We start from the raw sequence: 25,739 nt of genomic DNA, 5'->3' as shown, positions 1-25,739 counted from the left end.
TACTATATTATTAAATAGTTTTATCTGAATCATTTTGGCGGCGTAGCTCAGCTGGCTAGAGCGTACGGTTCATACCCGTAAGGTCGGGGGTTCGATCCCCTCTGCCGCCACCATTATATTCGGACCTTTAGCTCAGCTGGTTAGAGCAGACGGCTCATAACCGTCCGGTCGTAGGTTCGAGTCCTACAAGGTCCACCATTTATATATTCGGAGGAATACCCAAGTCCGGCTGAAGGGATCGGTCTTGAAAACCGACAGGCGGGTCAAACCGCGCAGGGGTTCGAATCCCCTTTCCTCCTCCAGTTTTATTTTTAAAGTATCATTTCTATTGTCGCGGGGTGGAGCAGTTCGGTAGCTCGTCGGGCTCATAACCCGAAGGTCGCAGGTTCAAATCCTGCCCCCGCAATACGGTCCGGTAGTTCAGTTGGTTAGAATGCCTGCCTGTCACGCAGGAGGTCGCGGGTTCGAGTCCCGTCCGGACCGCCATTTTTTAAAAGATATAATATATAGCTCAGTCAGTAGAGAAACGCAGCGTCCTGAAGAGGATGTGTTGTGCAACAAAAGCAATGTCTTTTGAAGCACAAGACCACTAGCTAAATTTAGGATAAAATATTATATATGGCTCAGTAGCTCAGTCGGTAGAGCAAAGGACTGAAAATCCTTGTGTCGGCGGTTCGATTCCGTCCTGAGCCACCTTTAATTGAATAGAATTAGAAAAAATTATTATGGCGGTTGTGGCGAAGTGGTTAACGCACCGGATTGTGATTCCGGCATTCGTGGGTTCAATTCCCATCAGCCGCCCCATTACTTATATGCGGGTGTAGTTTAGTGGTAAAACCTCAGCCTTCCAAGCTGATGATGAGGGTTCGATTCCCTTCACCCGCTCCAAATTTAATGGGCCTATAGCTCAGCTGGTTAGAGCGCACGCCTGATAAGCGTGAGGTCGATGGTTCGAGTCCATTTAGGCCCACCATTATAAATATCGTTAATTCTTATTCCGCAGTAGCTCAGTGGTAGAGCTATCGGCTGTTAACCGATCGGTCGTAGGTTCGAGTCCTACCTGCGGAGCCATTTTTATTTATGGGGAAGTACTCAAGTGGCTGAAGAGGTGCCCCTGCTAAGGGTATAGGTCGCGTAAGCGGCGCGAGGGTTCAAATCCCTCCTTCTCCGCCATATTGGCCCCTTGGTCAAGCGGTTAAGACACCGCCCTTTCACGGCGGTAACACGGGTTCGAATCCCGTAGGGGTCATAAAAAACTGTTAGCGAAACGCTAACAGTTTTTTTGTGATCTCTTTTATTCTATTTTTTTATTTTTCTTTTTTAACGCAACTCTCTTTTTCATATTAATCAAAAAACCATATATATAATGATGTTTAATCGTAAGATAGATTTGTCTAATGCTGTTGGATTTACTAAGTTAATGAATAATTATATCTATTATTATCTTAAAATTTAGAAAATTAATAGAAGGGTTTTCCTCATCTTACTCGAATAGATAACTAGTAAGGCTATGGCGGTAAATTATTTTAGCATAGGTGGGGAGTAAATTGGCTGTAAAGACATTATTGCCATCTGATTATCAGTTGCATCTCTTTCATGAAGGAAATTTGTATGAAAGTTATAAATTGCTGGGATCACATGTCATTGAGGAAAACAACAAAAAATTCACTAAATTTGTAGTGTGGGCACCTAATGCTCAAGATGTTAGGATAGTCGGAGATTTTAATCATTGGAATGGTGATGGCTACTCCTTGAACAAAATGAATAAAGAAGGAATATGGACAATTATTCTGAATGAAAATCTTGAAGGTTCTTTATATAAATATGAAATTATTACTCTAGCAGGGGAAAATGTTCTAAAAGCTGACCCTTATGCTTACTTTTCAGAAGTAAGACCTAACACGGCTTCTATTGTTTATTCAATCGAAGGATTTCAATGGGAAGATAGCGAATGGTTGAATCAAAAGTTGAATCGAAATATACTCGCTGATCCGATAGTGATTTATGAAGTGCATCTAGGTTCCTGGAAGATAAAAGAAGATGGGAGCTTATTGTCTTATAAGGAGCTTGCTACAGAACTTATTCCTCATGTCCTAGAGTTGGGATTCACACATATCGAGTTGTTGCCAATCATCGAACATCCTCTTGATATTTCATGGGGCTATCAAGGAACAGGTTACTTTTCGGTAACAAGCAGGTATGGAATACCACATGATTTCATGTTTTTTATTAATGAATGTCACAAAAATGGTCTTGGTGTCATACTAGATTGGGTTCCAGGACACTTTTGTAAAGATACGCATGGCTTATATAAGTTTGACGGTACGTTTCTCTATGATTATCCAAATGAGAATGATAGAGAAAATCCAGTATGGGGTACGGCTAACTTTAATTTAGGAAAAAATGAAGTGCAAAGCTTTTTAATTTCGAATGTCTTATTTTGGATTCGTTATTTTCATATTGATGGATTTAGACTGGATGCTGTTTCCAATTTGATTTATTGGCCTAATCAACATGGAAAGGTGGAAAATAAAGATGGAGCTTTGTTTTTGAAAAAGCTGAACACTGTTGTTTTCGAATATGATCCTTCCACTCTTATGATTGCCGAAGATTCGACAGATTGGCCACAAGTGACTCAGCCTGTTCATTATGGTGGTTTGGGTTTCAATTACAAGTGGAATATGGGATGGATGAATGATGTCTTATCCTATATGGAGACTCCAGTAGAATCTAGACGGAGCGTTCATGAGAAAATGACCTTCTCCTTACTTTATGCCTTCAATGAAAATTTCGTTCTTCCCTTTTCACATGATGAAGTGGTACATGGAAAAAAATCTCTCCTTGATAAAATGCCAGGCGACTATTGGAAAAAATTCGCTCAACTTAGGCTGTTACTTGGATATATGATGGGCCATCCAGGAAAAAAATTATTGTTTATGGGTTTTGAACTCGGACAATTTTCTGAATGGAAAGACAAGGAACAATTAGATTGGGATTTGCTTGAATATGACATGCACAAGAAAGTTTTTGCATATGTTAAAGAATTACTAAAATTTTATAAAGGGGCAAAACCCTTGTATAACCTGGACCATCGACATGATGGATTTGAATGGATAGATGTTAACAATACAGAGCAGTCGATCTTTTCCTTTATTCGAAAAGGGGAAAATGAGGATGACTTGCTTGTATTTGTATGTAATTTCACTCCTTCTGTTTATCATGACTACCGAGTGGGTGTGCCTCTTGAAGGCTTCTATCATGAAATGTTGAATACAGATGAAGAGCATTTTGGCGGATCAGGTGTGGTCAATAAGCAAGATATACGAACAACGGAAAAGGATTTCCATGGAAAACCCTATTCAATTAAGTTATCCATTCCCCCATATGGGATTTCTGTATTAAAACCAGTAAAAAAGCGGGAGGAGAAAAAGGGTGATGATAAAGAAAAAGTGTATAGCTATGCTTTTAGCAGGAGGAAAAGGAAGTAGGTTAAACTCATTAACGAAGGATTTGGCTAAACCAGCTGTCCCGTTCGGGGGTAAATATAGAATTATTGATTTTACATTAAGTAATTGTACAAATTCTGGTATTGATACAGTTGGGGTACTAACTCAATATCAACCTCTTGTCTTAAATTCTTATATAGGAATTGGAAGTACCTGGGATTTAGATCGAAAAGACGGAGGAGTTACGGTATTACCTCCTTATACTGCTTCTTCAGAGGTAAAGTGGTATACAGGTACAGCAAGTGCTGTTTATCAAAATCTAAATTACTTAGAGCAACATAATCCAGAATATGTCTTGATTTTATCTGGTGACCATATATACAAAATGAATTATGAAGAAATGCTTGAGTACCATGTTGCAAAGGGAGCAGACGCTACCATATCAGTGATTGAGGTTCCTTGGAATGAAGCAAGTAGATTTGGGATTATGAATACAAATGAAGAAATGAGCATTATAGAATTTGCTGAAAAGCCAGATGAACCACAAAGTAATCTTGCTTCAATGGGAATCTATATTTTTAAATGGGAGCTTTTAAGAGACTACTTATTATTAGATGCAAAAAATCTAACATCTTCACATGATTTTGGAAAAGATATTATACCGCAATTACTGAATGATAATAAAAGGCTATTTGCTTATCCATTTAAGGGTTATTGGAAGGATGTTGGAACCTTACAAAGTTTATGGGAAGCAAATATGGATTTATTAGATGAGAACTGTGAGCTCGATTTATTTGATTATAATTGGCGTATTTATTCTGTAAACCCAAATCAAAAACCACAATACATTTCACCTGAAGCAGAGGTAAATGAATCTTTAGTAAACGAAGGATGTATTATCGAAGGATATGTTAATAAATCTGTGCTTTTTCAAGGTGTTACGGTCAAAAAAGGAGCGATGATAAAGGAATCCGTTATTATGCCGGATGCGATTATCGGTGAAAATGTATACATTGAAAAAGCAATTGTGCCCTCTCATTTAAGTGTTCCAGATAATACAGTCATTAAATGTGATCCACACAAAAAAGAAATTGTATTAGTGACAGAAGACATGTTTAGATAGCGATGATGAATGGAGGAGATAAACATTTTTCAAGCACAAAGGGGAGGGGAAATCATGAGTAAAAAGTTATTAGGTGTTATTGATGCTACAACCCATTATGATGATTTAGAGGAACTAACTGCTCATCGGTCGTTAGCAGCATTGCCTTTTGCTGGACGTTATCGATTAATTGATTTTGTCTTATCCACCATGGTTAATTCAGGAATACAGAGTATCGCCATCTTTCCAAAATATCAATACCGTTCGTTAATGGATCATTTAGGTTCAGGTAAAAATTGGGATTTAAATCGAAAAAGAGATGGTTTATTCTTTTTTCCATCCCCTAATTTAGATGTACTGAGTGCAGGGGTTGGATTCTTCACCCATTTTGCAGTTAACTTAGATTACTTATATAAAAGCACACAGGAATATGCTGTTATTGCAAACTGCTATACGATTTTTAATATGAATTTTCAGCCAGTCCTCGAAAGACATATTGATATGAAGTGTGATATTACTGAAATTGTTCAAAACGGACAGTCTCTTGATATGTACCTAATAAAAACAAGTCTGTTGATTGAGTTAATTGAAACAAGAGCAGAAACAGGCTACACCTGTATGAAAGATGTCGTGAATGCACTATCTCCTTTTACGCTTTGCACATATGAATATCCTGAATTTTGCTTAAGAATTGATTCAATTGCGTCTTATTATGCAGCGAGTATGCAAATTCTCCAACCATTCGTTTGGGAAAAATTATTTTTAACGATGCAACCTATTTATACAAAAGTAAAAGACGCGCCACCCACTCGTTATTTGAAAGGGGCGTCTATTAAACATTCGATGATTGCCAATGGTTGTATCATTGATGGTACGGTTGAAAATAGTATTATATCTCGGAACGTTAGAATCGCAAAAGGTGCGGTTATTAAAAATAGTATTATTATGCAAAAATGTCAAATTGGCGAAAAGGGCATAATTGATTCAGCGATTCTTGATAAGGATGTTAAGGTGGCGGCAGGAATAGGTATGATCGGGACTAGTCAAAAGCCAGTCACTATTCGAAAAGGTACTGTACAGGGGGAGTTGATGAACCTGTGAAAATATTATTTGCTGTAAGTGAATGTGTTCCATTTATCAAATCAGGGGGACTTGCTGATGTAGCAGGTTCCTTACCTAAAGAACTTATAAGACTCGGAGCTGATGTCCGCATTATCATGCCGAAATATGGAATAATTTCCGAACAATATAAACAAGAAATGAAGAAAATAGCAGAGTTTACCGTACAGGTTGGATGGCGAAATCAGTATTGTGGAATTGAGATGTACACCTATGATAACGTTATTTTTTATTTTGTAGACAATGAACGATATTTTAAACGGGACCGTCTTTATGGATATGATGATGATGGAGAGAGGTTTGCTTTTTTTAATCAAGCTGTACTTGAAAGCTTAGAACATCTTTCCTTTTATCCGGATGTTATTCATTGTCATGATTGGCATACAGGGATGATTCCATTTCTTTTAAAAAAGAAATATCAAAAGAAGAAAGCATATGCAAAAATTCGGACTGTATTCACGATTCATAATTTACAATTTCAAGGGATCATGCCAAAAGAAGCTTTAAAAGACTTATTTGATTTAGATAACCAATATTTTCATGTCGATGAGCTAGAATTTTATGGGAATATCAACTTTATGAAAGGTGCTATTGTCGCTGCAGATAAAATCACAACGGTTAGTCCTACATATATGCATGAAATTCAAACCGATTATTACGGTGAAAAATTAAATGGTTTATTGATAAAGAGGAAAGATGATTTAAGTGGAATCTTAAATGGAATTGATGAAGAAATTTATAATCCAGCATGGGATGAAAAGATCGTGCAAAAGTATAGTCCGGTTAACATTCAATATAAAGAAGCAAATAAGCTATATCTTCAAGAAAGGTTTGCATTGCCTGAGTTAGAAGTACCTTTAATCACAATGGTTACCCGCTTAACAAAACAAAAAGGACTAGAACTTATCAGGAGAGTATTTCATGAAATCATGGCAGAAAACATTCAAATGATCATTTTAGGCACAGGAGATCCTGAGTTTGAACATTTTTTCCGGGAGATGGAGTATCAGTATAAGGATAAATTTAAGGCATATATCGGTTTTGATGATACAATTGCTCATCAGCTTTATGGGGGGACTGATTTATTTCTGATGCCTTCAAAGTTCGAGCCATGTGGACTTGGACAGTTAATTGCCTTGAAATATGGAGCGCTCCCTATTGTAAGGGAAACAGGCGGACTAAATGATACGATTCAGTCCTATAATGAAATCACTTGTGAGGGGAATGGATTTAGCTTTACAAATTTTAATGCGCATGACATGCTGCACACGTTTAGAAGAGCGATTGACGTTTATGATGATAAGGGTGTTTGGAGTCAGTTAAGAAAAACAGCGATGGAGATGGAGTTTAGCTGGGCACAGTCTGCTGCTAAGTATAATCAGCTATATGTGGATCTTGTTCCAAGGAGTGAACTGTATGTTCTCAAATAAAGAGGATTTTAAAAAACAATTCTTAAAAAGGCTGGAAATGATGTGTGGAAAAAGCTTTGCTGAGAGTTCAAAAGATGATCAATTTGACACTTTGGGACATATGATTCGTGAATATGCAAGCAAGGATTGGATTGAAACAAATGAACTTTACAGGTCTAAAGATGAGAGACAAGTCTATTACCTTTCCATTGAATTTCTACTAGGCAGATTGCTTCGTCATAATTTAATGAATCTTGGCATTGAAAGGATTGTCGAGGAAGGGTTAAATGATTTAGGGATTGACTTGAATGAGATTGAAGAGGTTGAATCAGACGCTGGATTAGGAAATGGAGGGCTGGGGCGCCTAGCTGCTTGTTTTCTAGACTCAATCGCATCATTAGGTCTTCCAGGGCACGGCTGCGGAATTCGATATAAACATGGGTTGTTTGAACAAAAGATTATTGAGGGATATCAAGTCGAGCTTCCAGAGCTATGGCTTCGTCATGGACAAGTGTGGGAAGTCAGAAAAGCAGATTTAGCCATTGAAGTTCCATTTTGGGGGAATATAGAGTCAATAGAAGAAAATGGTCGTCTCATTTTCCGCCATAGTGATACTGAATCCATCACGGCTGTCCCCTATGATGTCCCAGTCGTTGGCTATAATAATAAAACGGTTAATACATTAAGACTTTGGAGTTCTGAACCCTCTCCGTTTCTGGTTCATAAAGATATTTTAAAATATAAGCGAGAAACAGAAAGTGTCTCGGAATTCTTATATCCAGACGATACTCATGATGAAGGGAAAATTCTGCGTTTGAAACAGCAATATTTTTTGGTTTGTGCTAGTATCGGTTCCATTGTCAGATCGTATTTAAAAAGTCACGACAGTTTGCGAGATTTCCATCGTCATGTATCCCTTCATATTAATGATACCCATCCCGTACTAGCAATTCCTGAACTTATGCGAATTTTGATGGATGTGGGTGGTTTAGGATGGGAGGAAGCATGGGAGATTACAACGAATACGATCTCTTACACCAATCATACGACCTTATCGGAAGCGTTGGAAAAATGGCCGATTCAAATTTTCCAGCCATTATTACCGAGAATTTATATGATTGTCAACGAAATTAATGAACGTTTCTGCCAGCAATTGTGGCAAGGTTACCCTGGTGACTGGAACCGAATTGAACGCATGGCTATTATTGCACATGATCAAGTCAAAATGGCTCATCTAGCGTTAGTTGGTAGTCATAGTGTGAATGGTGTAGCCTCTCTCCATACAGAAATTTTGAAAAATCGAGAAATGAACGATTTTTATCAAATATTCCCACAGAAATTTAATAATAAGACAAATGGGATTACACATCGTAGATGGCTACTGAAATCGAATCCAGAGCTTGCTAATCTTATTTCAGATGCAATAGGACCTTCTTGGATTAAACAACCTGCAAAGCTTAGTCAACTTCGTGATTTTCAAGATGATTCGACTTTTCTTAAAAGATTAAATGATATTAAACAACATAATAAGCAAAAGTTGGTAAATCGAATTTATGAGCAAATAGGGATTAGGATTGATCCTTCAAGTATTTTTGATGTACAGGTTAAACGACTACATGCATATAAACGTCAGCTTTTAAATGTGCTCCATATTATGCATATTTATAATCGCATAAAGGAAGATCCACAGTTTTTATTTTATCCACGAACCTTTATTTTTGGTGCTAAAGCATCTCCAGGCTATTATTATGCAAAGAAAATTATTAAGTTGATCAATACGGTTGCTGACAAAGTAAATAATGACCCAACTGTAAATGAAAAGTTGAAAGTGGTTTTTCTAGAAAATTATCGTGTTTCCCTTGCAGAAGAAATTTTTCCAGCTGCTGATGTTAGTGAACAGATCTCGACTGCTAGTAAAGAAGCATCAGGAACAGGCAATATGAAGTTTATGATGAATGGGGCTCTTACGGTTGGTACTTTAGATGGAGCTAATGTTGAAATCAAAGATTTGGTGGGAGAAGAAAATATTTTTCTCTTTGGTCTTACTGCAAAAGAAGTCCTTCATTATAGTGGCTATCGTTCGATTGAATACTTTCATTATGATAAAAGGATTCGGAGAGTAGTAGAACAGCTGGTAAATGGCTTTTTTGCGAATGAAGAGGATGAATTTGAAGCGATTTATGATTCGCTACTTATGCAAAATGATCAATATTTTGTGCTGAGAGATTTTGATTCGTATGTCAATATTCAAAAAGAGGTAGGCAATACTTACAAAAATCGGGATCGATGGCTAAAGATGAGTTTAATGAATATTGCCGGGGCAGGCTATTTTTCGAGTGACCGTACGGTTAAAGAGTATGCAAATGAGATTTGGAAAATAGATAGCGTAGGCAGGTGATTAACTTAGAAAATTTGATTGAATAGGGAAGAGATCGATGATTAAAAGGTCTCTTTCCCCTTTTGGGCGTAAAGAGGCAATAAAAAATCCTCTGCGTAAGAGCAGAGGATTTAATTATATTTTTATATGAAATGGCCAATAAAAATTCCGAACGATAATAAAAGACCAAAGAACGTATTAGTTTGTGATGTTGCCTTCATGGCTGGCATCATTTGAAGTGGAGCTGTATGTTTCATAAATCCCTTAATCGCTGTAACTGCTTTTGGAATACTAAGGACGACAAGCATAATCCAAGGAGAGATAATTCCGAAAGCAACCAAGGCAAATACCCAAATATAAGAAAGAGTAAACATGGATGCTAAAAAGATAACAGCATTTTTTTTACCAAGAAGGATAGCAAGCGTTCTACGGCCGTTTTCCTTGTCTCCATCTAGATCACGAATATTATTCGATAGGTTAATGGACCCTACTAAAATCATAATCGGGGTAGCAATTAGAATACTTGCTACTGTAACCGTACCGGTTTGAATGAAAAAAGAAATTAACACAATGATCATGCCCATCATAAGACCTGAAGCAAGTTCACCAAAAGGAGTATAGGCAATTGGTTTTGGACCACCTGTATATAAATAACCGACCGCCATACAGCCTAAACCAACAGCAGCTAACCACCAGCTACTATTCATACAAATATAAATCCCAATCAAAAGAGAGACACCATATAAACTAAAGGCAAGTTTCATAATTGTTTTTGGTTGAAGACCATCACGAACAATTCCACCACCAATTCCAACAGATTCAGCATGATCAAGCCCTCGCTTATAATCATAATACTCATTAAATAAGTTAGTTGCTATTTGAATCAAAATGCTCGCAATCATCATCATAAGAAACAGTGTTATATGAATAGTAGTGCCATTGCTCATAGCAAGCACTGTCCCAAGTGTAACCGGAACAAATGCGGCTGTTAATGTATGTGGTCTTGTTAATCTCCACCATACTCTCCAGTCTTTTCGCTTGTAAACTGGAGAAGAAATTGTTTGAACTGACGATTCCATTTAAAACTCCTCCTTAGCCTTTGTGAACAGTCCTTTTTATATTGATATCTGTATTATTCATTCTATATGTGCGAAAATAAAGTTTAGTCTGAATAATTATAAGTTTGAACATTTCGTTACAGTTTTAGTTTATTTAAAGATACAAGTTGTGTCAATAACTTTACATTGTGCAAATAGTATTTCTATTCGTACATTTAGTTCTACTTTTCTCCCTATGTGTATGAATAGACTTTACTTTGTTTAGAAAATGAACGGCTTTATTGAAAAAATAAAATTATATTAGTATTGTAAATTATTGGTTATCGACCCTATAAGACCATTCTCTAGTTAGATTCGTACACTTTTTCTCTCGAAAATGGAGGTCATGGTCATACTCACTGTAATATGGTATGATAATGGAGTATAATTATAATTAATTTTAATTGACAATAGATCAACTGTTATTGGAGGGGGTTCTTTGGTTACGATTCAACAGACAGAACTAAAAGAAGGGATCCTGAAAGCGATAGAAAAGGCAAAACGGTTTTCAGCCTCCATTTTAGTTAGTGAAGTTCATAAAATTGATTCCATTGACCCACTTTTGTTTTTTTCAGCAGGGGAAGAAAAATATAGTGGGGAAAGATTTTTCTGGAAACATTCATCAGAAGCAAAATACATGATAGGAATAGGAATATGTAAGCAAATTTCATCGGATCAGGAGACTGACCGCTTTTTTCATGTCGAAAAAGAGTGGAAACGCTTTATAGATCAAGCGATTATTTTGGATGATGACCATATAGAAGGTACAGGCCCCACTGCATTTGGTGGTTTTTCTTTTGATCCCTTGAAAGAAAAAACGGTACTATGGTCAAAATTTTCACATTCTCTATTCCATATTCCAATGTTTATGTTGAGCATAAATAATGGACAGACCTTTTTAACAACAAATATTCTATGTACAGATCAAGATGATCTTTCCATCTATATGAAAGTAGAGAAAGAGCGGGAAAAGCTTCTTAAACAAGCTAGTAAGCAAGTGGAGTTCAACAGGGTTTCTTTAACAGAAAGCATAGACGTGCATCCAAAAGAATGGAAACGATCTGTTACTAGGGTTGTTAATGAGATCAAAAGAGGAACTCTTAAAAAAGTAGTACTGGCAAGAGAATTAAGATTGCTTTTTGACAAAAAAATTCAAACTGAATCAGTTCTAAATCGTTTACTAAGAGAACAACTTGATAGTTATGTGTTTGCCTTTGAATCGAATGGAGATTGCTTTATTGGTGCTACTCCTGAGCGTTTATTGAAAAAGACGGCGGATCAAGTTTATTCAACTTGTTTAGCTGGTTCGATTGCACGAGGGGAAAATGAAATGGAAGATGAACAGCTTGGAAATTCATTGCTGAATGATAATAAAAATTTAATCGAACATCAATATGTTGTAGATATGATTAAAGCTGCAATGGAAGATACATGCTCAGAAGTAGTTATCCCAAAATATCCACGCTTGTTAAAATTAAAACATATTCAACATTTATACACACCTGTAAAAGGAGTAGTCAATCATGAATCATCACTTCTTTCTCTAGTTGAACGACTTCATCCAACCCCAGCACTTGGTGGTCTTCCAGAGGAAGCTTCTGTAGCAAAAATTAGAGAAGTAGAAAATTTAGATCGCGGTTTTTATGCGGGTCCACTTGGATGGTTCGATCATCAGGGAAATGGTGAGTTTGCTGTTGCCATTCGTTCAGGTTTAATTCAAGGGAATGAAGCATCTCTTTTCGCAGGCTGTGGAGTAGTGAAAGATTCGATTTCTGATTTAGAATTTGAAGAAACAAAAATTAAATTTAAACCGATGTTGTCAGCACTTGGAGGACTAGAATCATGAATCATCAGCAAGCATTAACCACTTATATAGCTTCTTTTGTATCTGAACTCGTACAAACAGGCGTAACGGATGTTGTTGTAAGTCCAGGCTCACGCTCAACACCTATTGCTATGGTCTTGGCAGAACATCCCACTATTCAACTTCATATTCATGTAGATGAGAGATCAGCTGCTTTTTTTGCTTTAGGAATCGCGAAAGCTTCTAAAAAACCGACTGTTCTTTTGTGTACGTCAGGAACAGCAGCGGCTAATTACTTTCCAGCTATTACTGAAGCAAAGATTTCACGAGTACCCTTGGTCATCTTGACAGCTGATCGTCCACATGAACTACGGGATGTCGGTGCCCCACAAACCATTGATCAAATTCACTTATATGGAAATCATGTGAAATGGTTTGTGGAAATGGCACATCCAGAAGAATCTGATGAAATGGTTCGTTATGCTCGAACTGTATGTGCAAGAGCAGTTGCCACTGCCCTTCAAGCACCTGCTGGACCGGTTCATTTGAACTTTCCTTTACGTGAACCACTCGTCCCGCTTCTTGATAATGAGCAACTATTCCAACAAAAAGAGCGAACGGAAGGGTATGTGAAAATTCAACAAGCAACCGTGTCACTAAACGAAGCTGAATATGATCAGTATGCTAAACTTTTAGGTTCTGCTCAAAAGGGCATTATTGTTTGTGGTCAAATAGAGGAAGAGGGTTTTTCAGAAGCAGTCGTGCTACTCTCGAAAAAATTACAGTTTCCGATTTTAGCTGATCCACTTTCGCAATTACGTAGTGGGGATCATAGTGGGGATTTGATCTTAGACACATATAGTACGTTTTTACGAAATGAAGAGATGAAGCAGGAATTGAAACCAGATGTGATTATTCGATTTGGCTCCATGCCTGTTTCAAAGGTATTAACGATCTTTTTACAAGAAAATCATCAGGCTAGACAGATCGTTGTAGACGGTGGTGGTGGCTTTCGTGATCCGGCTATGTTATCAACGGAAATGGTATATTGCCAGGAAACGATCTTTTGCGAGGCAATAGAGAAGAGAATTGATTCTATGCTTTCTTCTGAATACAGTCAAAAGTGGAAGAGGTTGAATGAAAAGACGAAAGAATTACTTGCGATTGTAAATCAAACGAAAGAGTCTAGTGAAGCGAAACTTTTTTATCAACTAGCAGAGTTGCTGCCGGAAGATGCAACCATTTTTGTAGGTAACAGCATGCCTATTCGAGATTTAGATTCTTTCTTTTATTATAATCAGAAACGAATAAAAGTAATGGCAAATCGAGGGGCAAATGGGATTGATGGGACCATTTCAACGGCACTTGGTGCTGCAACGATCGATCAGCCACTATACTTAATTGTAGGGGATTTAACTTTTTTCCATGATCTTAATGGTTTGATCGCCGCAAAACTTCAGCAATTAAATATAACGATTCTTTTAATCAATAATAATGGTGGAGGGATTTTTTCATTTCTATCACAGGCCTCTCATCCAAAGCATTTTGAGAAGCTTTTTGGTACCCCTTTAGGTTTAGACTTCAGCCTAGCAGTTGAGATGTATGGTGGGCAGTTTATTTCTATTTCTGATTGGGAGCACTTTACTTCTATTCTTCTGCAAGATCGACAAAGTAGTGGGTTAAGGGTATTAGAGATCGTGACAAATCGCGAGAACAATGTAAAAGAACACCATGATTTGTGGAATTATGTTTCCCAGGAAATAAGCCGATTACCAAAAGGGGGATCCTGATGAATTATGCTATTGATGGGATAAACTATCATATGGACATAGTTGGTGACGGGTTTCCACTTGTTTTGTTACATGGATTTACAGGCGATTCAACAACATGGAAGCCTTTCTTTTCCCAATGGAGTAAAGAGTATAAGTTGATTGCCATCGATATTATTGGTCATGGGAAGTCAGATTCACCTAATGATCTAAATCGTTATGATATGATTTCTGTCACGAATGATATAAAGCAGATTCTAGAACATTTAGAAATCGATAAAGCTCACTTTCTAGGATATTCTATGGGTGGACGTCTTGCTTTAAGCTTTGCCATCGAGTATCCTGAATTTATTCACAAGCTTGTTTTAGAAAGTTCATCACCTGGTTTGGTAACGGACAAGGAGCGGGAGAATCGTCGAATTCAAGATAACAAACTGAACGGTTTTATTCGAGAAAATGGGATCCATTCGTTTGTTGAATATTGGGAGGATATTCCGCTTTTTTCTACGCAAAAGAATCTTCCAATACATAGGCAAAGGGAAATAAAAGAACAACGTCTGCAAAATTCGGTAACAGGGCTTTGTAATAGTCTAATCGGAATGGGGACAGGTGCACAGCCATCTTGGTGGCAGCATTTATCTAGGATTGAGACAAATACGCTTTTACTTACAGGCACTCTCGATCAAAAGTTTTGTTTAATAGCTGAAAAAATGAAAAAAGAGATGAATCATGTCGGGTGGGTAAAGATTGAAGAATGTGGACATGCAATTCATGTGGAACAACCAGAAAAATTTGGTATAATAGTAAATAGGTTTTTGTCCCGTCTTAACGGGCAGTAAGGTTCGATAAGTACGACTAACCATCAGTGGGGATAAGGAGCCTCACTGATGGAAGTCTTCTTTATCCAATGCTTTAGAAGTTACGAATGATCTTAAATAAAGGAAGGGGTTTTAAAAATGACAGTTGAGTGGGTTGCTGCACGTCAGTATGAAGATATTCTGTATGAAACGTATAACGGAATTGCAAAAATTACGATTAATCGACCTGAAGTTCGCAATGCTTTTCGTCCGAAAACAGTAATGGAATTAATTGATGCATTTGCTTATGCACGTGATGATGCAAAAGTAGGTGTTATTGTTTTAACAGGTGCAGGGGATTTAGCTTTTTGTTCAGGTGGAGACCAAGGTGTACGTGGCCACGGAGGCTATGTGGGTGAAGATCAAATTCCTCGTTTGAATGTACTTGATCTGCAACGGTTAATTCGTGTCATTCCAAAGCCAGTTATTGCTATGGTAAAAGGTTATGCAATTGGTGGCGGCCATGTCTTACATATTGTTTGTGACTTAACAATTGCGGCTGATAATGCAATCTTTGGACAAACAGGTCCTAAAGTAGGTAGCTTTGATGCCGGCTATGGTTCGGGATACTTAGCAAGAATTGTTGGACATAAAAAAGCTCGTGAAATATGGTTCCTATGTCGTCAATATAATGCTCAGGAAGCGCTAGACATGGGTCTTGTAAATACGGTTGTTCCTCTTGATCAAGTAGAAGAGGAAACTATTCAATGGTGTGAAGAGATTCTTGAGAAAAGTCCAACGGCAATTCGTTTCTTAAAAGCAGCATTCAATGCAGACACAGACGGATTAGCAGGAATTCAACAATTTGCTGGTGATGCTACGTTGCTTTACTACACAACAGATGAAGCAAAAGAAGGTCGCGACGCATTCAAAGAAAAACGCGATCCAGACTTCGATAAATTCCCTAGATTCCCTTAATAAAAAGTGGAGACGTCAATTGATTTTTGATTAAATAAAACAGACAGCTTGATGGTTGATCCATCAAGCTGTTTTTCTATGGAGTAGGTGAAGATCAATGAAACAAACCATGCCTAACTGGCTTAAAAAAAGAGCTTTATTAACCCCTAATCGACCAGCAATAGTTTTCAATGGGCAAATAACTACCTTTGCACAATTGTATGAAGCTACCTTTGAAATGGCAGGTAGGTTAACCGAAAATGGAGTGAAAAAAGGACAGTTTACGGCACTCTTGTTACGTAACCATCTAGACTCCACTGTCTTGTTATTATCTCTCCAACTACTGGGAGTTAGGGCTGTGATCTTAAATAATCGTTTAACAGCAGAGGAGATGATCTACCAGCTCAACGATTCAAAAGCATCTTATCTCATAAGTGAGGATGTTTTTCAAGAAAAGATCATCAAAATAATAAATAGTCTTCCCAAGTTATCAGTTTTCACGAAAGAAAAGATAGTAGATTCCGGCTTTTACGAACCACCTATTATAGAAGAAATAGATTTGGATGAGATTTGCACAGTTATGTATACCTCTGGAACAACTGGCTATCCAAAAGGTGTCATCCAAACATATGGAAATCACTGGTGGAGTGCCACTGGATCTGCACTTAACCTTGGTTTACATGAAGATGATTGTTGGTTGTGTACGGTTCCGCTTTTTCACATTAGCGGTTACTCTATTCTCATGAAAAGTATCATATATGGAATGAAAATCGTTCTTCATGAGAGGTTTGAGGTGAAAGAAGTTCTTGCTGATATTCGTAAAGAGCGGGTGACGATCATGTCTGTTGTTAGTGCAACACTTACACGAATGATTGAAGACTTAAAAGAAGAAAGGCTTCCTGATCATTTTCGCTGTATGTTGCTCGGAGGAGGACCAGCGGCACTTCCCTTACTAGAAGAATGCGTTCAAAGAGAAATACCTGTTTTTCAAACATATGGAATGACGGAAACCTCTTCACAAATTGTTACTCTAGCCCCAGAAGATAGTTTAAGAAAACTCGGTTCAGCTGGAAAACCACTTTTTCCTTCTCAGTTAAAAATTATAGATGATGGAAAGCACGAGGTAGCAGTAAGTGAAATAGGTGAAATTGTAGTAAAAGGGCCGAACGTAACGTCCGGGTATTTAAACAGGGACAAGGACTCCCATGATGGATGGTTACACACAGGTGATATCGGCTATCTTGATGAAGAGGGATTTTTATTTGTCCTTGATAGACGATCAGATTTAATCATTTCAGGAGGAGAAAACATCTATCCTGCTGAAATTGAAGGAGTACTGGTATCTCATCCAGCTATTCAAGACGCTGGCGTAATTGGAAGTCAGGATCATAAATGGGGTGAGATTCCCATCGCTTTTATTGAAAAAAAATTAGAGGTATCTGAAGCGGAAATCAGGGCCTTTTGTTTAGAGCGATTAGCTAAATATAAAACGCCTAAAAAAATCTATTTTATTGATAGAATCCCACGTAATGCATCAAAGAAAATACTGCGAAGAGAACTGCGAACACTTTTACAATAAAGATCAGAAAGATTAGTGTCAGGCACCACAAAAAGACATTTGTCTTTTTGTGGTGCCTGACACCGTAAGGGGGAGGAACATTCTTGAAAAAGAATTCGATACTGGTGGTTGAAGATGAGGAGAAAATTTTAAGATTACTAGAGCTTGAACTTGAATATGAAGGATATGAAGTAGCGAAAGCTTTTGACGGTCTACAAGCCTTTGAGTTATATCAAAATAGAAAATGGGACTTGGTGCTCCTTGATGTGATGCTTCCTGGTATCAGTGGAAAATCGTATTAATCACTCAAATGACTAAACCCATTTTTTCAACAACAAATGTTTTGACTGAGCAAGAAGCACAGGCGGTCGCGGAACAACACTATTCAGGAGATGTAAAAAGTATTCAACAAACAGCCGATGAATTTGTGATGGAAATAGAATGGGACGCAGGCCTTTATGAACTAAAGATTAGTCGTAAAACGGGAGAAGTTTCTTCATTAAAGAGGATTAAGGAAATAGTTGAATCAAAGTTACCAGAGGAGGAGACAGAGGATCCAATCGTCTTATCAGAGGAAGAAATAAAGACTCTTTTCCTACAACATGTAAATGGAGAAATTGACTTAATTAATAGGATAGTAGAAGGGAAAAAATGATTTATCAGGTAGATGTCAGGGAAGCTGGTGTAAAGACAACCTTATTCATTGACGCTACTACGGGTGAAATTCTTAAAAAGGAAATAGTGGATATAGAGGAATCACCGAAAAGGTTAACAGAACAGGATGCAATAGCTCTGGCACTGCAACAAGTGCCAGGGGTTGTTGAAGATGTTGATGTCGAGACCATAAATGGGGTAGGCTATTATTTTGTTGAAGTAGAAACGATTGATGATCGTGAAGCGACGATCGAAATCAATGCCATCACAGGTGAAGTAAAGTCATTGACATGGGATGATGACGACGATGATGATTGACCAAGGCGTCTCCACTTTTCGTATGATCCAGTTCCGACGCCTAGCCGCTCGAGGTCTTAAGCCAAGCTGGTGATGAGGTTAAAGAGCAAACCTCACCCCCAGCTTGGCTTAAGCTTGTCGCAGCTGACCAAGGCGTCTCCACTTTTCAATTTCTAATCATTTTCTAATGTTTCTTTCTCTTTGTTCTCATTTTATAAGGGTATAGTGATGATGTAAGGAAAAGAGATACGAGGATAAAGGAGGAAGTAATGATGAAAAGAAAAGTATTTATGGGTACGTTGGCGACTGCTCTTGTTTTAGGCGGCGCTTTTGCAGTAGGGGCTACCAATAATGAATCGAATCTAGTAGAAGCCACAAATAAGAATGAAATGATTACGGTCGAAGAAGCGGGAAAAGTTGCTTTACAAGAAGTGGATGGTAAAGTAGAAAGTATTGAACTAGAAAGCAAAAGAGATAAAGTGGTGTATGAGGTAGAGGTTGAAAAGGGTCATATAGATTATGATGTTTACGTTGATGCACATACTGGTGAGCTCTATTCTGTTAAACAAGATGATGATTTTAATGATGATAATTCGATTACTTATGAGAAAGTGGATCTTTCTGCAGCCAATGGAAATCTAACACAAACAAATGAGGGAACGATTTCTCAAGCTGAAGCTGTCAAATTTGCTGAAAAAGCAGTTAATGGAAAAATGCACGAGATTGAAAAAGACGAAGATGATGGTTTTTTCAAATATGAGATTGAATTAAAAACAGACCGCGGAGAAGCTGAAGTAGAAATTGATGCAGTAACAGGAAAGATTCTTGAAGTGGAGTTTGATGATTAAGTCAACATCTAACAGTCGGCAAGTGTTTAAAAATTTAAAATAAGGAAAGAGCTCTAGCAAGGGCCAGAGCTCTTTCTTATGCGTTTACGCCTTTTTTATTGAGGTTTAAATGTTTTTCAATCTGTCTGTTTTTGATCGTCAGCCGTATGACCAACATGACTAACAACGTAGATTTGATCTGCTCCAAAAAGGTTACTGCTCTCCCAAAACGTACAGTTATGAACTTCATATAATACATCTTTTGCCATTTATATCACTCCTTTGAACGAAAAGTGCGCGACAAGCTTAAGACCTCGAGCGGCTGGTCAAGGCGTCGGAACTAGACAGTTAGTAGATACAACTATAGCATGGAAAATAGTTGTATCTACTAACAATTTTAGGAAATCAATGTAGTGCCTTTTCCAATGCTTCTAAATTATCATTCATAATGGAGAAATAATCACGGTTATTTTTGATATCGTCTTCTGTTCGTACAGATAAATTATGGATGATAAGCGAGTTTGCACCAATTTCATTTTGAACAATTTCTGTTAGTTTTGAACTAACATTTTGTTCGAAAAAGATGTAACGAATATCCTGTTCTTTAGCCGTAGTGATAATGGATTCAAGTTCTTTTTGTGAAAGCTCACTTGATGATGATAAACCAGAAATACTGATTTGCTTGAGCCCGTAACGGGATTCCCAATAGCCATAAGCAGCATGAGAAACAATCATCTCTTTGTGTATAGCAAGGTTTTTTGCTAATGCATCATAATTCTTTACAAATTCTTCTTCTTTTTCAGGCATTTGCTCTATTAATGCAATTTCAATAGATTCAGCCATATCTTTTGCATAGAGGGGATCAATCCAAATATGTGGATCAGTGTCACCATGATTATGACTATCATCTTCATCATGTGCAAGCTCTTCGTCATGCGCAAGCTCTTCGTCATGTGCAAGTTCTGCATCTTCAGTGTGAGGGTCTTTCGTTTGTTCGATATGAATATGTTCCCCTGCAGCAAGTAATGTGACTTTTTCATTTTTTAAGATGTCTTTTGCCTTTTCGACAAAGCCTTCAAGGCCAAGTCCCACATAAATAAATAGATCTGAATCGGCTAGCTTTATCATATCCTTTTGTGAGGGATCAAACGTGTGCTCATCTGATCCTGGTGGATAAATCGTTTCAACGTGGACCGCGTCACCACCAATCTCCTCGGTGAAATATTGTAGTGGATAGACGGTTGTATAAATGGTTAATTGTTTTTCTGAGTTTGAAGATGTATTTTCTTTTTCTCTTTCAGTTTCTCCACAGCCAGCTAAAAATAAGCCAACAGAAAGTAAAAATATCAAGTATAATAATATTTTTTTCATTTGTTTCTCCCCCTTATTTGGATATAAAACGTATTTATTACGATTTATAACAGAAAAATATTCTCTATTTTTTATTAATACGGAATCATTACGATTATAGCTTTGTAATCTTACAAAAAATAATCTAAAGAGGCAAGAGCAAAAATATGTTTTATTTTGTCGAAATTATGTATGATATAAATAATATAATCTTATTAGAAAGGTGTTTTATATATGAGAATTTTAGATGAAGTACTAGCCTATAATGAACAATTTGTTACAGATAAAAAGTATGAAGAGTTCGCAACAAGTAAACTTCCTACTAAAAAAATGGTCATCTTAACTTGTATGGATACTCGATTACTGGAATTACTTCCACATGCATTGAATGTGAAAAATGGTGATGTTAAAATGATTAAAAATGCTGGAGCGGTCCTTAAACATCCATTTGGAAGTGTGATGAGAAGTATATTAGTAGCTGTTTATCAGCTACAAGCTGATGAGGTTCTTGTGATTGGACATCATGATTGTGGAATGGGCGGACTAAAAGCAGATGATATCATTCCAAATATGAAGAAACGTGGTGTTACACAAAAAACATTCGATACTCTTGAATATTCTGGAATCGATGTGCAAAAGTGGCTAAAGGGTTTCAGTAAAGTAGAGGAAAGTGTTGCCCATAGTGTTGACGTTATTAAGAAACATCCTCTCTTACCTGAAAATACACCTGTGCATGGGTTAGTTATTGATCCTGAAACAGGGAAATTAGATTTAGTAACCAATGGGTACGAAGAGTAGTATAGAGTTTCAAGGCTCATGAACAAGAGGTTGCTCTTGCTCTGATCAGACTTAATTAGGCTCTTAAAAAAGAGTCTAATTAAGTTGGATGTTAATGATTAATGTCGATGTAATTTGGTTATTATTTTGGAGAAGCATCCATACATTAAACATATACATCTATTAGCTTTTCCTAATAAAACCAGGCCACTTTTCCGGTACAGAATCAATTCCACCTGAATGGAAAGGATGGCACTTCAAAATTCGTTTAATAGCAAGAAAGCCTCCTTTTAATCCACCAAATCGTTTAACAGATTCAAGTCCATAATGAGAACATGTCGGATAAAATCGACATGTAGGTGGTTTAAGTGGAGAAATAACTTTTTGATACAAACGGATGAGGGCAATCAAAACAGCTTTTAGCATTTTATTTGTTCCTTCTTTTCTTTATGTCATTTAATCTTCTATTCGTGGAGGATAACCCCGATACGAATAGAGGATTACTTAATCAAAGGCTTTTAAGGTACGAGCAGTATTTTTTAACAAAGCCTAGTTACAAATTAACATATTTGAATACATGAGTCTAAAAAATGGTATTATGATTTTTTAGATGAAAGAACGTGGTCTATACGTTATAATAAAACGAGAAAGTTAAGGAGTGATGATAATGCCTTCAGTAGAAAGTTTTGATTTAGATCATAATGCCGTGAAAGCCCCTTATGTGAGACATTGTGGCGTTCATAAAGTAGGAATAGACGGTGTTGTAAATAAATTTGATGTTCGTTTTTGTCAGCCAAATAAGCAGGCAATGAAACCAGATACGATTCATACATTAGAGCATTTGCTTGCTTTTAATATTCGTGAGCATGCTGAGAAATACGACCATTTCGATATTATTGATATTTCCCCAATGGGTTGTCAAACAGGCTATTATTTAGTTGTCAGCGGTGAACCAACTGTCGAAGAAATCATTGACCTACTTGAAGATACCTTGAAAGCAGCTGTAGAGGTTGTGGATATTCCGGCAGCAAATGAAAGACAGTGCGGACAAGCGAAGCTCCATGATTTAGAAGGAGCAAAGCGTTTAATGCGCTTCTGGCTTGAACAAAGCAAAGAAGAATTAAAACAAGTATTTGCATAAATGGAAAAAGCGGGTTCAACATGAGCCCGCTTTTTGTTGCTTAAAGAACACAGTCTAGACTAGAATATACTATTATAAAATAGGCGATAACAGTCTTGAGATTGATTCTTTCATTCGAATTTTCCATGATCTATTATTATATTCCTCATTCGTTAACTCTCTTGATACTTTTAAATCATTGTAAAAGCTTTCCGTTAGGCTGGCAGCAATGCCTTCATCATATAGAAAAGCATTTACTTCAAAGTTCAGTCTAAAGCTTCTAACATCAATGTTTGCCGTTCCCACAGATGATAAATTCCCATCAACGATAATGGTTTTTGCATGAATAAAGCCATTATCATAAATATAAATCTTCCCACCTGCCTTTAACATTTCACCAACATGCAAATAAGTAGCCCAATAAACAAAAGGATGGTCTGGTTTATTAGGGATCATAATTCTCACATCTTTTCCTGTGAGAGCAGCAATTCTTAAGGAATCAAGAAGACTGGCATCTGGAATAAAATAAGGTGTTTGAATCCAAATTGATTTTTTTGCCGATGAAATCATTTTAATATACCCATATTTTATTTGTTCCCACTCTGAATCAGGACCACTCGAAACGATTTGCATGCCAACTTGACCAGCTGACTCAACCTTTGGAAATAAATGTGGGGAATAATCAATATCGTGACGGTGTGAGGCTTGATTCCAATCTAAAATAAACCGTGTTTGAATTTCATAAACGGCACTTCCTGTTAGACGAAGATGGGTATCTCTCCAATAACCGAATTTTTTATTTAATCCTAAATATTCATCTCCAACATTGAATCCACCAATATAGCCTATTTTCCCATCAATAATAACGAGTTTTCGGTGATTACGGTAATTGAGACGGAAATTAATTAGATGGAATCGAGAAGGGAAAAACACCTCTATTTCTCCACCGGCTGCTTGTAACTCCTTGAAAGTTTTTTTTCGTAATGAACGGGAGCCAAGATCATCGTAAAGGATGCGAACTTTAACACCTTGTTTAGCTTTTTCCGTTAATAGGTGGATGAGCTTTTTTCCAATTTGATCATTTTTGAAAATATAGTATTGTAAATGGATAAATTCTTTACTATTTTGGATGTCTTTAAACAAGGAATCAAACTTTTCATTCCCATCTGTAAAAATCTCAATCGCATTATCAACTGTTAGGATTGCATCATTATTTGCGAGTAACATATAAATGAGACCTTTATTATTTCCTGTTATTTCATTATAAGGCGTGAATTGACCAGTACGAAAGTGGAGGGTTTGTTCGTTAACAATTTTATCTATCCCAATTTTTTTTCGATCTTCCCATTCAAATAAATGGATTTTATTCAAATTTTTTCCAAAAAGTAAATATAAAATAAATCCTAGAATAGGAATAAATATGAGAACCATTAGCCATGCCCATGTAGATCCTGCATCCTTATTCTCCAAAAAGATAACGATGGCTGCAAGAATCATATTTAAAAATAGTACTAAACTAACCATTAACGAGTAAACATCCATAAGTAATAACCTTTCTTCACTTTATTCTCAATGTCCTTTTTCTTCTGCTTGATCATCTGATAGATGAACTTCAGGTGGTGGATCAATCGTGTGCTTATATTGGTATGCTTTTGATGTGACCGTCAGACAAAGAAGTAAAACAACAGCTATGATGATGATAGATATAATCAGTATAGTGATAACCAATTTTATCCCTCCTTTATTTAATAGTATTTTATCATGAAAAAGGAAATTTTCCTCTTAAATCCTTAAAGTAAACACTTTTCATATATAGGAATGAATAATGGGATATTGGATATTTTAAAGAAGGGAGGTTGATCCAAATGACTCAAGAATTAATACAAGCTGTTAATAAACAAGTGGCGAACTGGACGGTTCTCTATATGAAGTTGCATCATTATCATTGGTTTGTAAAGGGACACCACTTTTTTACATTACATGAAAAATTTGAAGAACTTTATGATGAGGCCAATAGACATATTGACGAACTAGCCGAAAGAATTCTAACGATTGGCGAAAATCCAGTATCAACGTTGAAAGAATGTCTTGAAATTGCTTCAGTAGAAGAAGCAAAAGGGAATGAAAAAGAAGAAGAGATGGTTCGTGATGTTTGTACAGATTTCGAAAAAATAATTCAAGAGCTGAGAGTTGCTAAACAATCAGCAGATAAGGCAAATGATGAAGGTACCGCTGACCTTCTTCTTTCAATTAATGGTAGTTTAGAAAAACATATTTGGATGTTAAAAGCATATTTAGGATAGTAAAAGAATGAATGCTTGAGCCATGTGGCAAAAGCATTCATTCTGTTTTTTTAATATATTAGGAACTCACTTTTGAAATAGAGGGGGGTCCTTTGATTGTTAATGTAAAAGAAAAGACTCCCTCATCAAGAAGCAGCCTATCGAAAGAAATAAAATATGTATGTATAGTTTTAATGGATGTTTCTCTGATTTAATAGTGGGATTCGCTCTTGACCATAATCCTCTTTAGCAAATTTCCCTTTTAGACTTTCAATTAAATATAAGCCCATTAGAGTGTACAGTTCTTGTTCATCCATTTCTTGAATTAGATGCAGTAGATCTTCTCGTGACATCTCTTCAAGAAAAGCAAACGCTAACATATCAATATCCTCTTCGTCACCAGTTAACTTGTTACGATATAGTTCGTACAACTCATCTACTAATTTCATTTTCAAACACCTCCACCTTTAGTATATAATGCCGAAACAATTTTTACATTATATTTAATTCTACCCTATTTTATGTAAAAAAATGCTTTTCGTGAGAATGGTAATTTTTCCGTATAGATTCAATGGAACTATGGGGACGATAAGAAGAAAGAATAGAGAGGGTTGACTAGTATGGACGAGAAAAAAACGTATTATATTGAAATTGCTGCGGGGGAGATTTCACAAAGTGCAACGAGCTCACCCTGGAATTTCAAAATTGAGGCAACAGATAGAGAAATTCACGCTTTAAGGGATTACTTTGATAGAAGTGAATCAAATGAACTAAACAATTTTTTACGAGCACATATCCCATTTCGTGAATATCATCATGATCCTGAAAACGATGCATATGACGAAACCCTTAAACAAGTATATCATCTCATTTATCAACTAGGAGATAGTGAGGCAAAAGAGCAAATTAAAAATATGGGCATTTTAGCTGACGACTTAAAATAAATCGATTGAATCGGTTCTTTTCCTTTATAATAATCTTATTGGAATAAAAACCG

General features: G+C 36.7%; 24 protein-coding genes, 12 tRNA genes and 1 pseudogene. 30 read left to right on the top strand and 7 right to left on the bottom strand.

The genetic code is table 11. The features are described from left to right. Positions 1–36 precede the first annotated feature (36 nt). The 17 genes from JMM81_RS05820 to JMM81_RS05740 all read left to right on the top strand — a co-directional run bounded on the left by JMM81_RS05820 (position 37) and on the right by JMM81_RS05740 (position 9,474). Positions 37–113, top strand: a tRNA-Met gene (locus JMM81_RS05820). Positions 114–121: 8 nt separating this feature from the next. Further along, a tRNA-Ile gene (locus tag JMM81_RS05815) sits at positions 122–198 on the top strand. An 11-nt stretch (positions 199–209) separates the two neighbouring features. After that, positions 210–302 (top strand) — tRNA-Ser (locus JMM81_RS05810). A gap of 30 nt (positions 303–332) precedes the next feature. Then, positions 333–406, top strand: a tRNA-Met gene (locus JMM81_RS05805). Positions 407–409: 3 nt separating this feature from the next. Further along, a tRNA-Asp gene (locus tag JMM81_RS05800) sits at positions 410–486 on the top strand. Positions 487–620: 134 nt separating this feature from the next. After that, positions 621–693, top strand: a tRNA-Phe gene (locus JMM81_RS05795). Between the two features lie 35 nt (positions 694–728). Further along, positions 729–804 (top strand) — tRNA-His (locus JMM81_RS05790). 10 nt (positions 805–814) lie between these two features. Then, positions 815–888, top strand: a tRNA-Gly gene (locus tag JMM81_RS05785). 8 nt (positions 889–896) lie between these two features. Then, positions 897–973: transfer RNA gene (locus tag JMM81_RS05780), tRNA-Ile, on the top strand. 23 nt (positions 974–996) lie between these two features. Further along, positions 997–1,071 (top strand) — tRNA-Asn (locus JMM81_RS05775). A gap of 11 nt (positions 1,072–1,082) precedes the next feature. Further along, positions 1,083–1,173: transfer RNA gene (locus JMM81_RS05770), tRNA-Ser, on the top strand. A gap of 4 nt (positions 1,174–1,177) precedes the next feature. Further along, positions 1,178–1,249, top strand: a tRNA-Glu gene (locus tag JMM81_RS05765). A 298-nt stretch (positions 1,250–1,547) separates the two neighbouring features. Continuing rightward, entirely contained in the window at positions 1,548–3,488 is a 1,941-nt protein-coding gene (gene glgB, locus JMM81_RS05760) for a 1,4-alpha-glucan branching protein GlgB (protein ID WP_256240574.1), read from the top strand. Then, positions 3,436–4,569 carry a glucose-1-phosphate adenylyltransferase gene (locus JMM81_RS05755; RefSeq protein WP_305367713.1) on the top strand — a complete coding sequence of 378 codons (1,134 nt, stop codon included), beginning with the start codon at positions 3,436–3,438 and terminating at the stop codon, positions 4,567–4,569. The genes glgB and JMM81_RS05755 overlap by 53 nt, the downstream gene beginning before the upstream one ends. Positions 4,570–4,623: 54 nt before the next feature. Further along, on the top strand, positions 4,624–5,649 hold the full coding sequence (locus tag JMM81_RS05750; protein WP_256240572.1) for a GlgC family sugar phosphate nucleotidyltransferase: 1,026 nt from the start codon (positions 4,624–4,626) through the stop codon (positions 5,647–5,649). Further along, positions 5,646–7,097 (top strand): glycogen synthase GlgA, encoded by a 1,452-nt coding sequence (gene glgA, locus JMM81_RS05745; protein ID WP_256240571.1) that lies wholly within the window; start codon positions 5,646–5,648, stop codon positions 7,095–7,097. Before JMM81_RS05750 ends, glgA begins: the two co-directional genes overlap by 4 nt. Continuing rightward, on the top strand, positions 7,084–9,474 hold the full coding sequence (locus JMM81_RS05740; RefSeq protein ID WP_256240570.1) for a glycogen/starch/alpha-glucan phosphorylase: 2,391 nt from the start codon (positions 7,084–7,086) through the stop codon (positions 9,472–9,474). The genes glgA and JMM81_RS05740 overlap by 14 nt, the downstream gene beginning before the upstream one ends. 122 nt (positions 9,475–9,596) lie before the next feature. On the opposite strand, the gene JMM81_RS05735 is transcribed toward JMM81_RS05740, so the two are convergent. Then, positions 9,597–10,532 carry a 1,4-dihydroxy-2-naphthoate polyprenyltransferase gene (locus JMM81_RS05735; protein WP_256240569.1) on the bottom strand — a complete coding sequence of 312 codons (936 nt, stop codon included), beginning with the start codon at positions 10,530–10,532 and terminating at the stop codon, positions 9,597–9,599. A 457-nt stretch (positions 10,533–10,989) separates the two neighbouring features. Between JMM81_RS05735 and JMM81_RS05730 the strand changes: the two genes are divergently transcribed. The 9 genes and pseudogenes from JMM81_RS05730 to JMM81_RS05690 all read left to right on the top strand — a co-directional run bounded on the left by JMM81_RS05730 (position 10,990) and on the right by JMM81_RS05690 (position 19,234). Further along, on the top strand, positions 10,990–12,396 hold the full coding sequence (locus JMM81_RS05730; RefSeq protein WP_256240568.1) for an isochorismate synthase: 1,407 nt from the start codon (positions 10,990–10,992) through the stop codon (positions 12,394–12,396). Further along, positions 12,393–14,144, top strand: a complete 1,752-nt coding sequence (gene menD / locus JMM81_RS05725; protein ID WP_256240567.1) for a 2-succinyl-5-enolpyruvyl-6-hydroxy-3-cyclohexene-1-carboxylic-acid synthase — start codon at positions 12,393–12,395, stop codon at positions 14,142–14,144. The genes JMM81_RS05730 and menD overlap by 4 nt, the downstream gene beginning before the upstream one ends. Continuing rightward, positions 14,144–14,962, top strand: a complete 819-nt coding sequence (gene menH / locus JMM81_RS05720; protein WP_256240566.1) for a 2-succinyl-6-hydroxy-2,4-cyclohexadiene-1-carboxylate synthase — start codon at positions 14,144–14,146, stop codon at positions 14,960–14,962. The genes menD and menH overlap by 1 nt, the downstream gene beginning before the upstream one ends. Before the next feature lie 117 nt (positions 14,963–15,079). Then, the gene (menB, locus tag JMM81_RS05715; RefSeq protein ID WP_256240565.1) at positions 15,080–15,898 is read left to right on the top strand and encodes a 1,4-dihydroxy-2-naphthoyl-CoA synthase; all 819 of its coding nucleotides are present in this window, start codon (positions 15,080–15,082) and stop codon (positions 15,896–15,898) included. A gap of 97 nt (positions 15,899–15,995) precedes the next feature. Further along, positions 15,996–17,456, top strand: a complete 1,461-nt coding sequence (locus tag JMM81_RS05710) for an o-succinylbenzoate--CoA ligase (RefSeq protein ID WP_256240564.1) — start codon at positions 15,996–15,998, stop codon at positions 17,454–17,456. Positions 17,457–17,539: 83 nt separating this feature from the next. After that, a pseudogene (locus JMM81_RS05705) lies at positions 17,540–17,725 on the top strand (response regulator); the annotation flags it as partial. Positions 17,726–17,745: 20 nt separating this feature from the next. Beyond that, a complete protein-coding gene (locus JMM81_RS05700) occupies positions 17,746–18,090 on the top strand; it encodes a hypothetical protein (protein ID WP_256240563.1) in 345 nt (114 codons plus the stop codon). Further along, positions 18,087–18,407, top strand: a complete 321-nt coding sequence (locus JMM81_RS05695; RefSeq protein WP_256240562.1) for a PepSY domain-containing protein — start codon at positions 18,087–18,089, stop codon at positions 18,405–18,407. The genes JMM81_RS05700 and JMM81_RS05695 overlap by 4 nt, the downstream gene beginning before the upstream one ends. A 248-nt stretch (positions 18,408–18,655) precedes the next feature. Beyond that, positions 18,656–19,234 (top strand): PepSY domain-containing protein, encoded by a 579-nt coding sequence (locus JMM81_RS05690; RefSeq protein WP_256240561.1) that lies wholly within the window; start codon positions 18,656–18,658, stop codon positions 19,232–19,234. Positions 19,235–19,350: 116 nt separating this feature from the next. Here JMM81_RS05690 and JMM81_RS05685 read toward each other — a convergent pair whose 3' ends face one another. Continuing rightward, positions 19,351–19,482: a DUF1540 domain-containing protein gene (locus tag JMM81_RS05685; RefSeq protein ID WP_256240560.1), complete on the bottom strand. Its 132-nt coding sequence runs from the start codon at positions 19,480–19,482 to the stop codon at positions 19,351–19,353. A gap of 136 nt (positions 19,483–19,618) precedes the next feature. Beyond that, positions 19,619–20,584 carry a metal ABC transporter solute-binding protein, Zn/Mn family gene (locus tag JMM81_RS05680; protein WP_256240559.1) on the bottom strand — a complete coding sequence of 322 codons (966 nt, stop codon included), beginning with the start codon at positions 20,582–20,584 and terminating at the stop codon, positions 19,619–19,621. Positions 20,585–20,797: 213 nt separating this feature from the next. On the opposite strand from JMM81_RS05680, the gene JMM81_RS05675 reads away from it, so the two are divergent. Continuing rightward, positions 20,798–21,361, top strand: a complete 564-nt coding sequence (locus JMM81_RS05675; RefSeq protein ID WP_256240558.1) for a beta-class carbonic anhydrase — start codon at positions 20,798–20,800, stop codon at positions 21,359–21,361. A gap of 162 nt (positions 21,362–21,523) precedes the next feature. On the opposite strand, the gene yidD is transcribed toward JMM81_RS05675, so the two are convergent. After that, positions 21,524–21,766 (bottom strand): membrane protein insertion efficiency factor YidD, encoded by a 243-nt coding sequence (gene yidD / locus JMM81_RS05670; protein ID WP_256240557.1) that lies wholly within the window; start codon positions 21,764–21,766, stop codon positions 21,524–21,526. A 241-nt stretch (positions 21,767–22,007) separates the two neighbouring features. On the opposite strand from yidD, the gene JMM81_RS05665 reads away from it, so the two are divergent. Next, the gene (locus JMM81_RS05665; RefSeq protein WP_256240556.1) at positions 22,008–22,481 is read left to right on the top strand and encodes an S-ribosylhomocysteine lyase; all 474 of its coding nucleotides are present in this window, start codon (positions 22,008–22,010) and stop codon (positions 22,479–22,481) included. Positions 22,482–22,553: 72 nt separating this feature from the next. On the opposite strand, the gene cls is transcribed toward JMM81_RS05665, so the two are convergent. Continuing rightward, positions 22,554–24,002, bottom strand: coding sequence for a cardiolipin synthase (gene cls, locus JMM81_RS05660; RefSeq protein ID WP_256240555.1), 1,449 nt, complete (start codon positions 24,000–24,002; stop codon positions 22,554–22,556). Between the two features lie 27 nt (positions 24,003–24,029). Further along, positions 24,030–24,188 carry a YtzI protein gene (gene ytzI / locus JMM81_RS05655; protein WP_256240554.1) on the bottom strand — a complete coding sequence of 53 codons (159 nt, stop codon included), beginning with the start codon at positions 24,186–24,188 and terminating at the stop codon, positions 24,030–24,032. A 137-nt stretch (positions 24,189–24,325) separates the two neighbouring features. On the opposite strand from ytzI, the gene JMM81_RS05650 reads away from it, so the two are divergent. Next, on the top strand, positions 24,326–24,763 hold the full coding sequence (locus JMM81_RS05650; RefSeq protein ID WP_256240553.1) for a Dps family protein: 438 nt from the start codon (positions 24,326–24,328) through the stop codon (positions 24,761–24,763). Between the two features lie 170 nt (positions 24,764–24,933). Here the strand turns inward: JMM81_RS05650 and JMM81_RS05645 are convergent, their stop codons facing one another. Beyond that, positions 24,934–25,191 carry a DUF6154 family protein gene (locus JMM81_RS05645; protein ID WP_256240552.1) on the bottom strand — a complete coding sequence of 86 codons (258 nt, stop codon included), beginning with the start codon at positions 25,189–25,191 and terminating at the stop codon, positions 24,934–24,936. Between the two features lie 171 nt (positions 25,192–25,362). On the opposite strand from JMM81_RS05645, the gene JMM81_RS05640 reads away from it, so the two are divergent. Continuing rightward, a complete protein-coding gene (locus JMM81_RS05640) occupies positions 25,363–25,686 on the top strand; it encodes a hydrolase (RefSeq protein WP_256240551.1) in 324 nt (107 codons plus the stop codon). Positions 25,687–25,739: the final 53 nt, after the last annotated feature.

The sequence above is a fragment of the Bacillus sp. V3B genome, from assembly GCF_024494465.1.
Taxonomy (GTDB): Bacteria; Bacillota; Bacilli; order Bacillales; family Cytobacillaceae; genus Bacillus_BD.
Note: the sequence above shows the minus strand (reverse complement) of the source record. Positions and strands in the feature narration are given on the sequence as shown.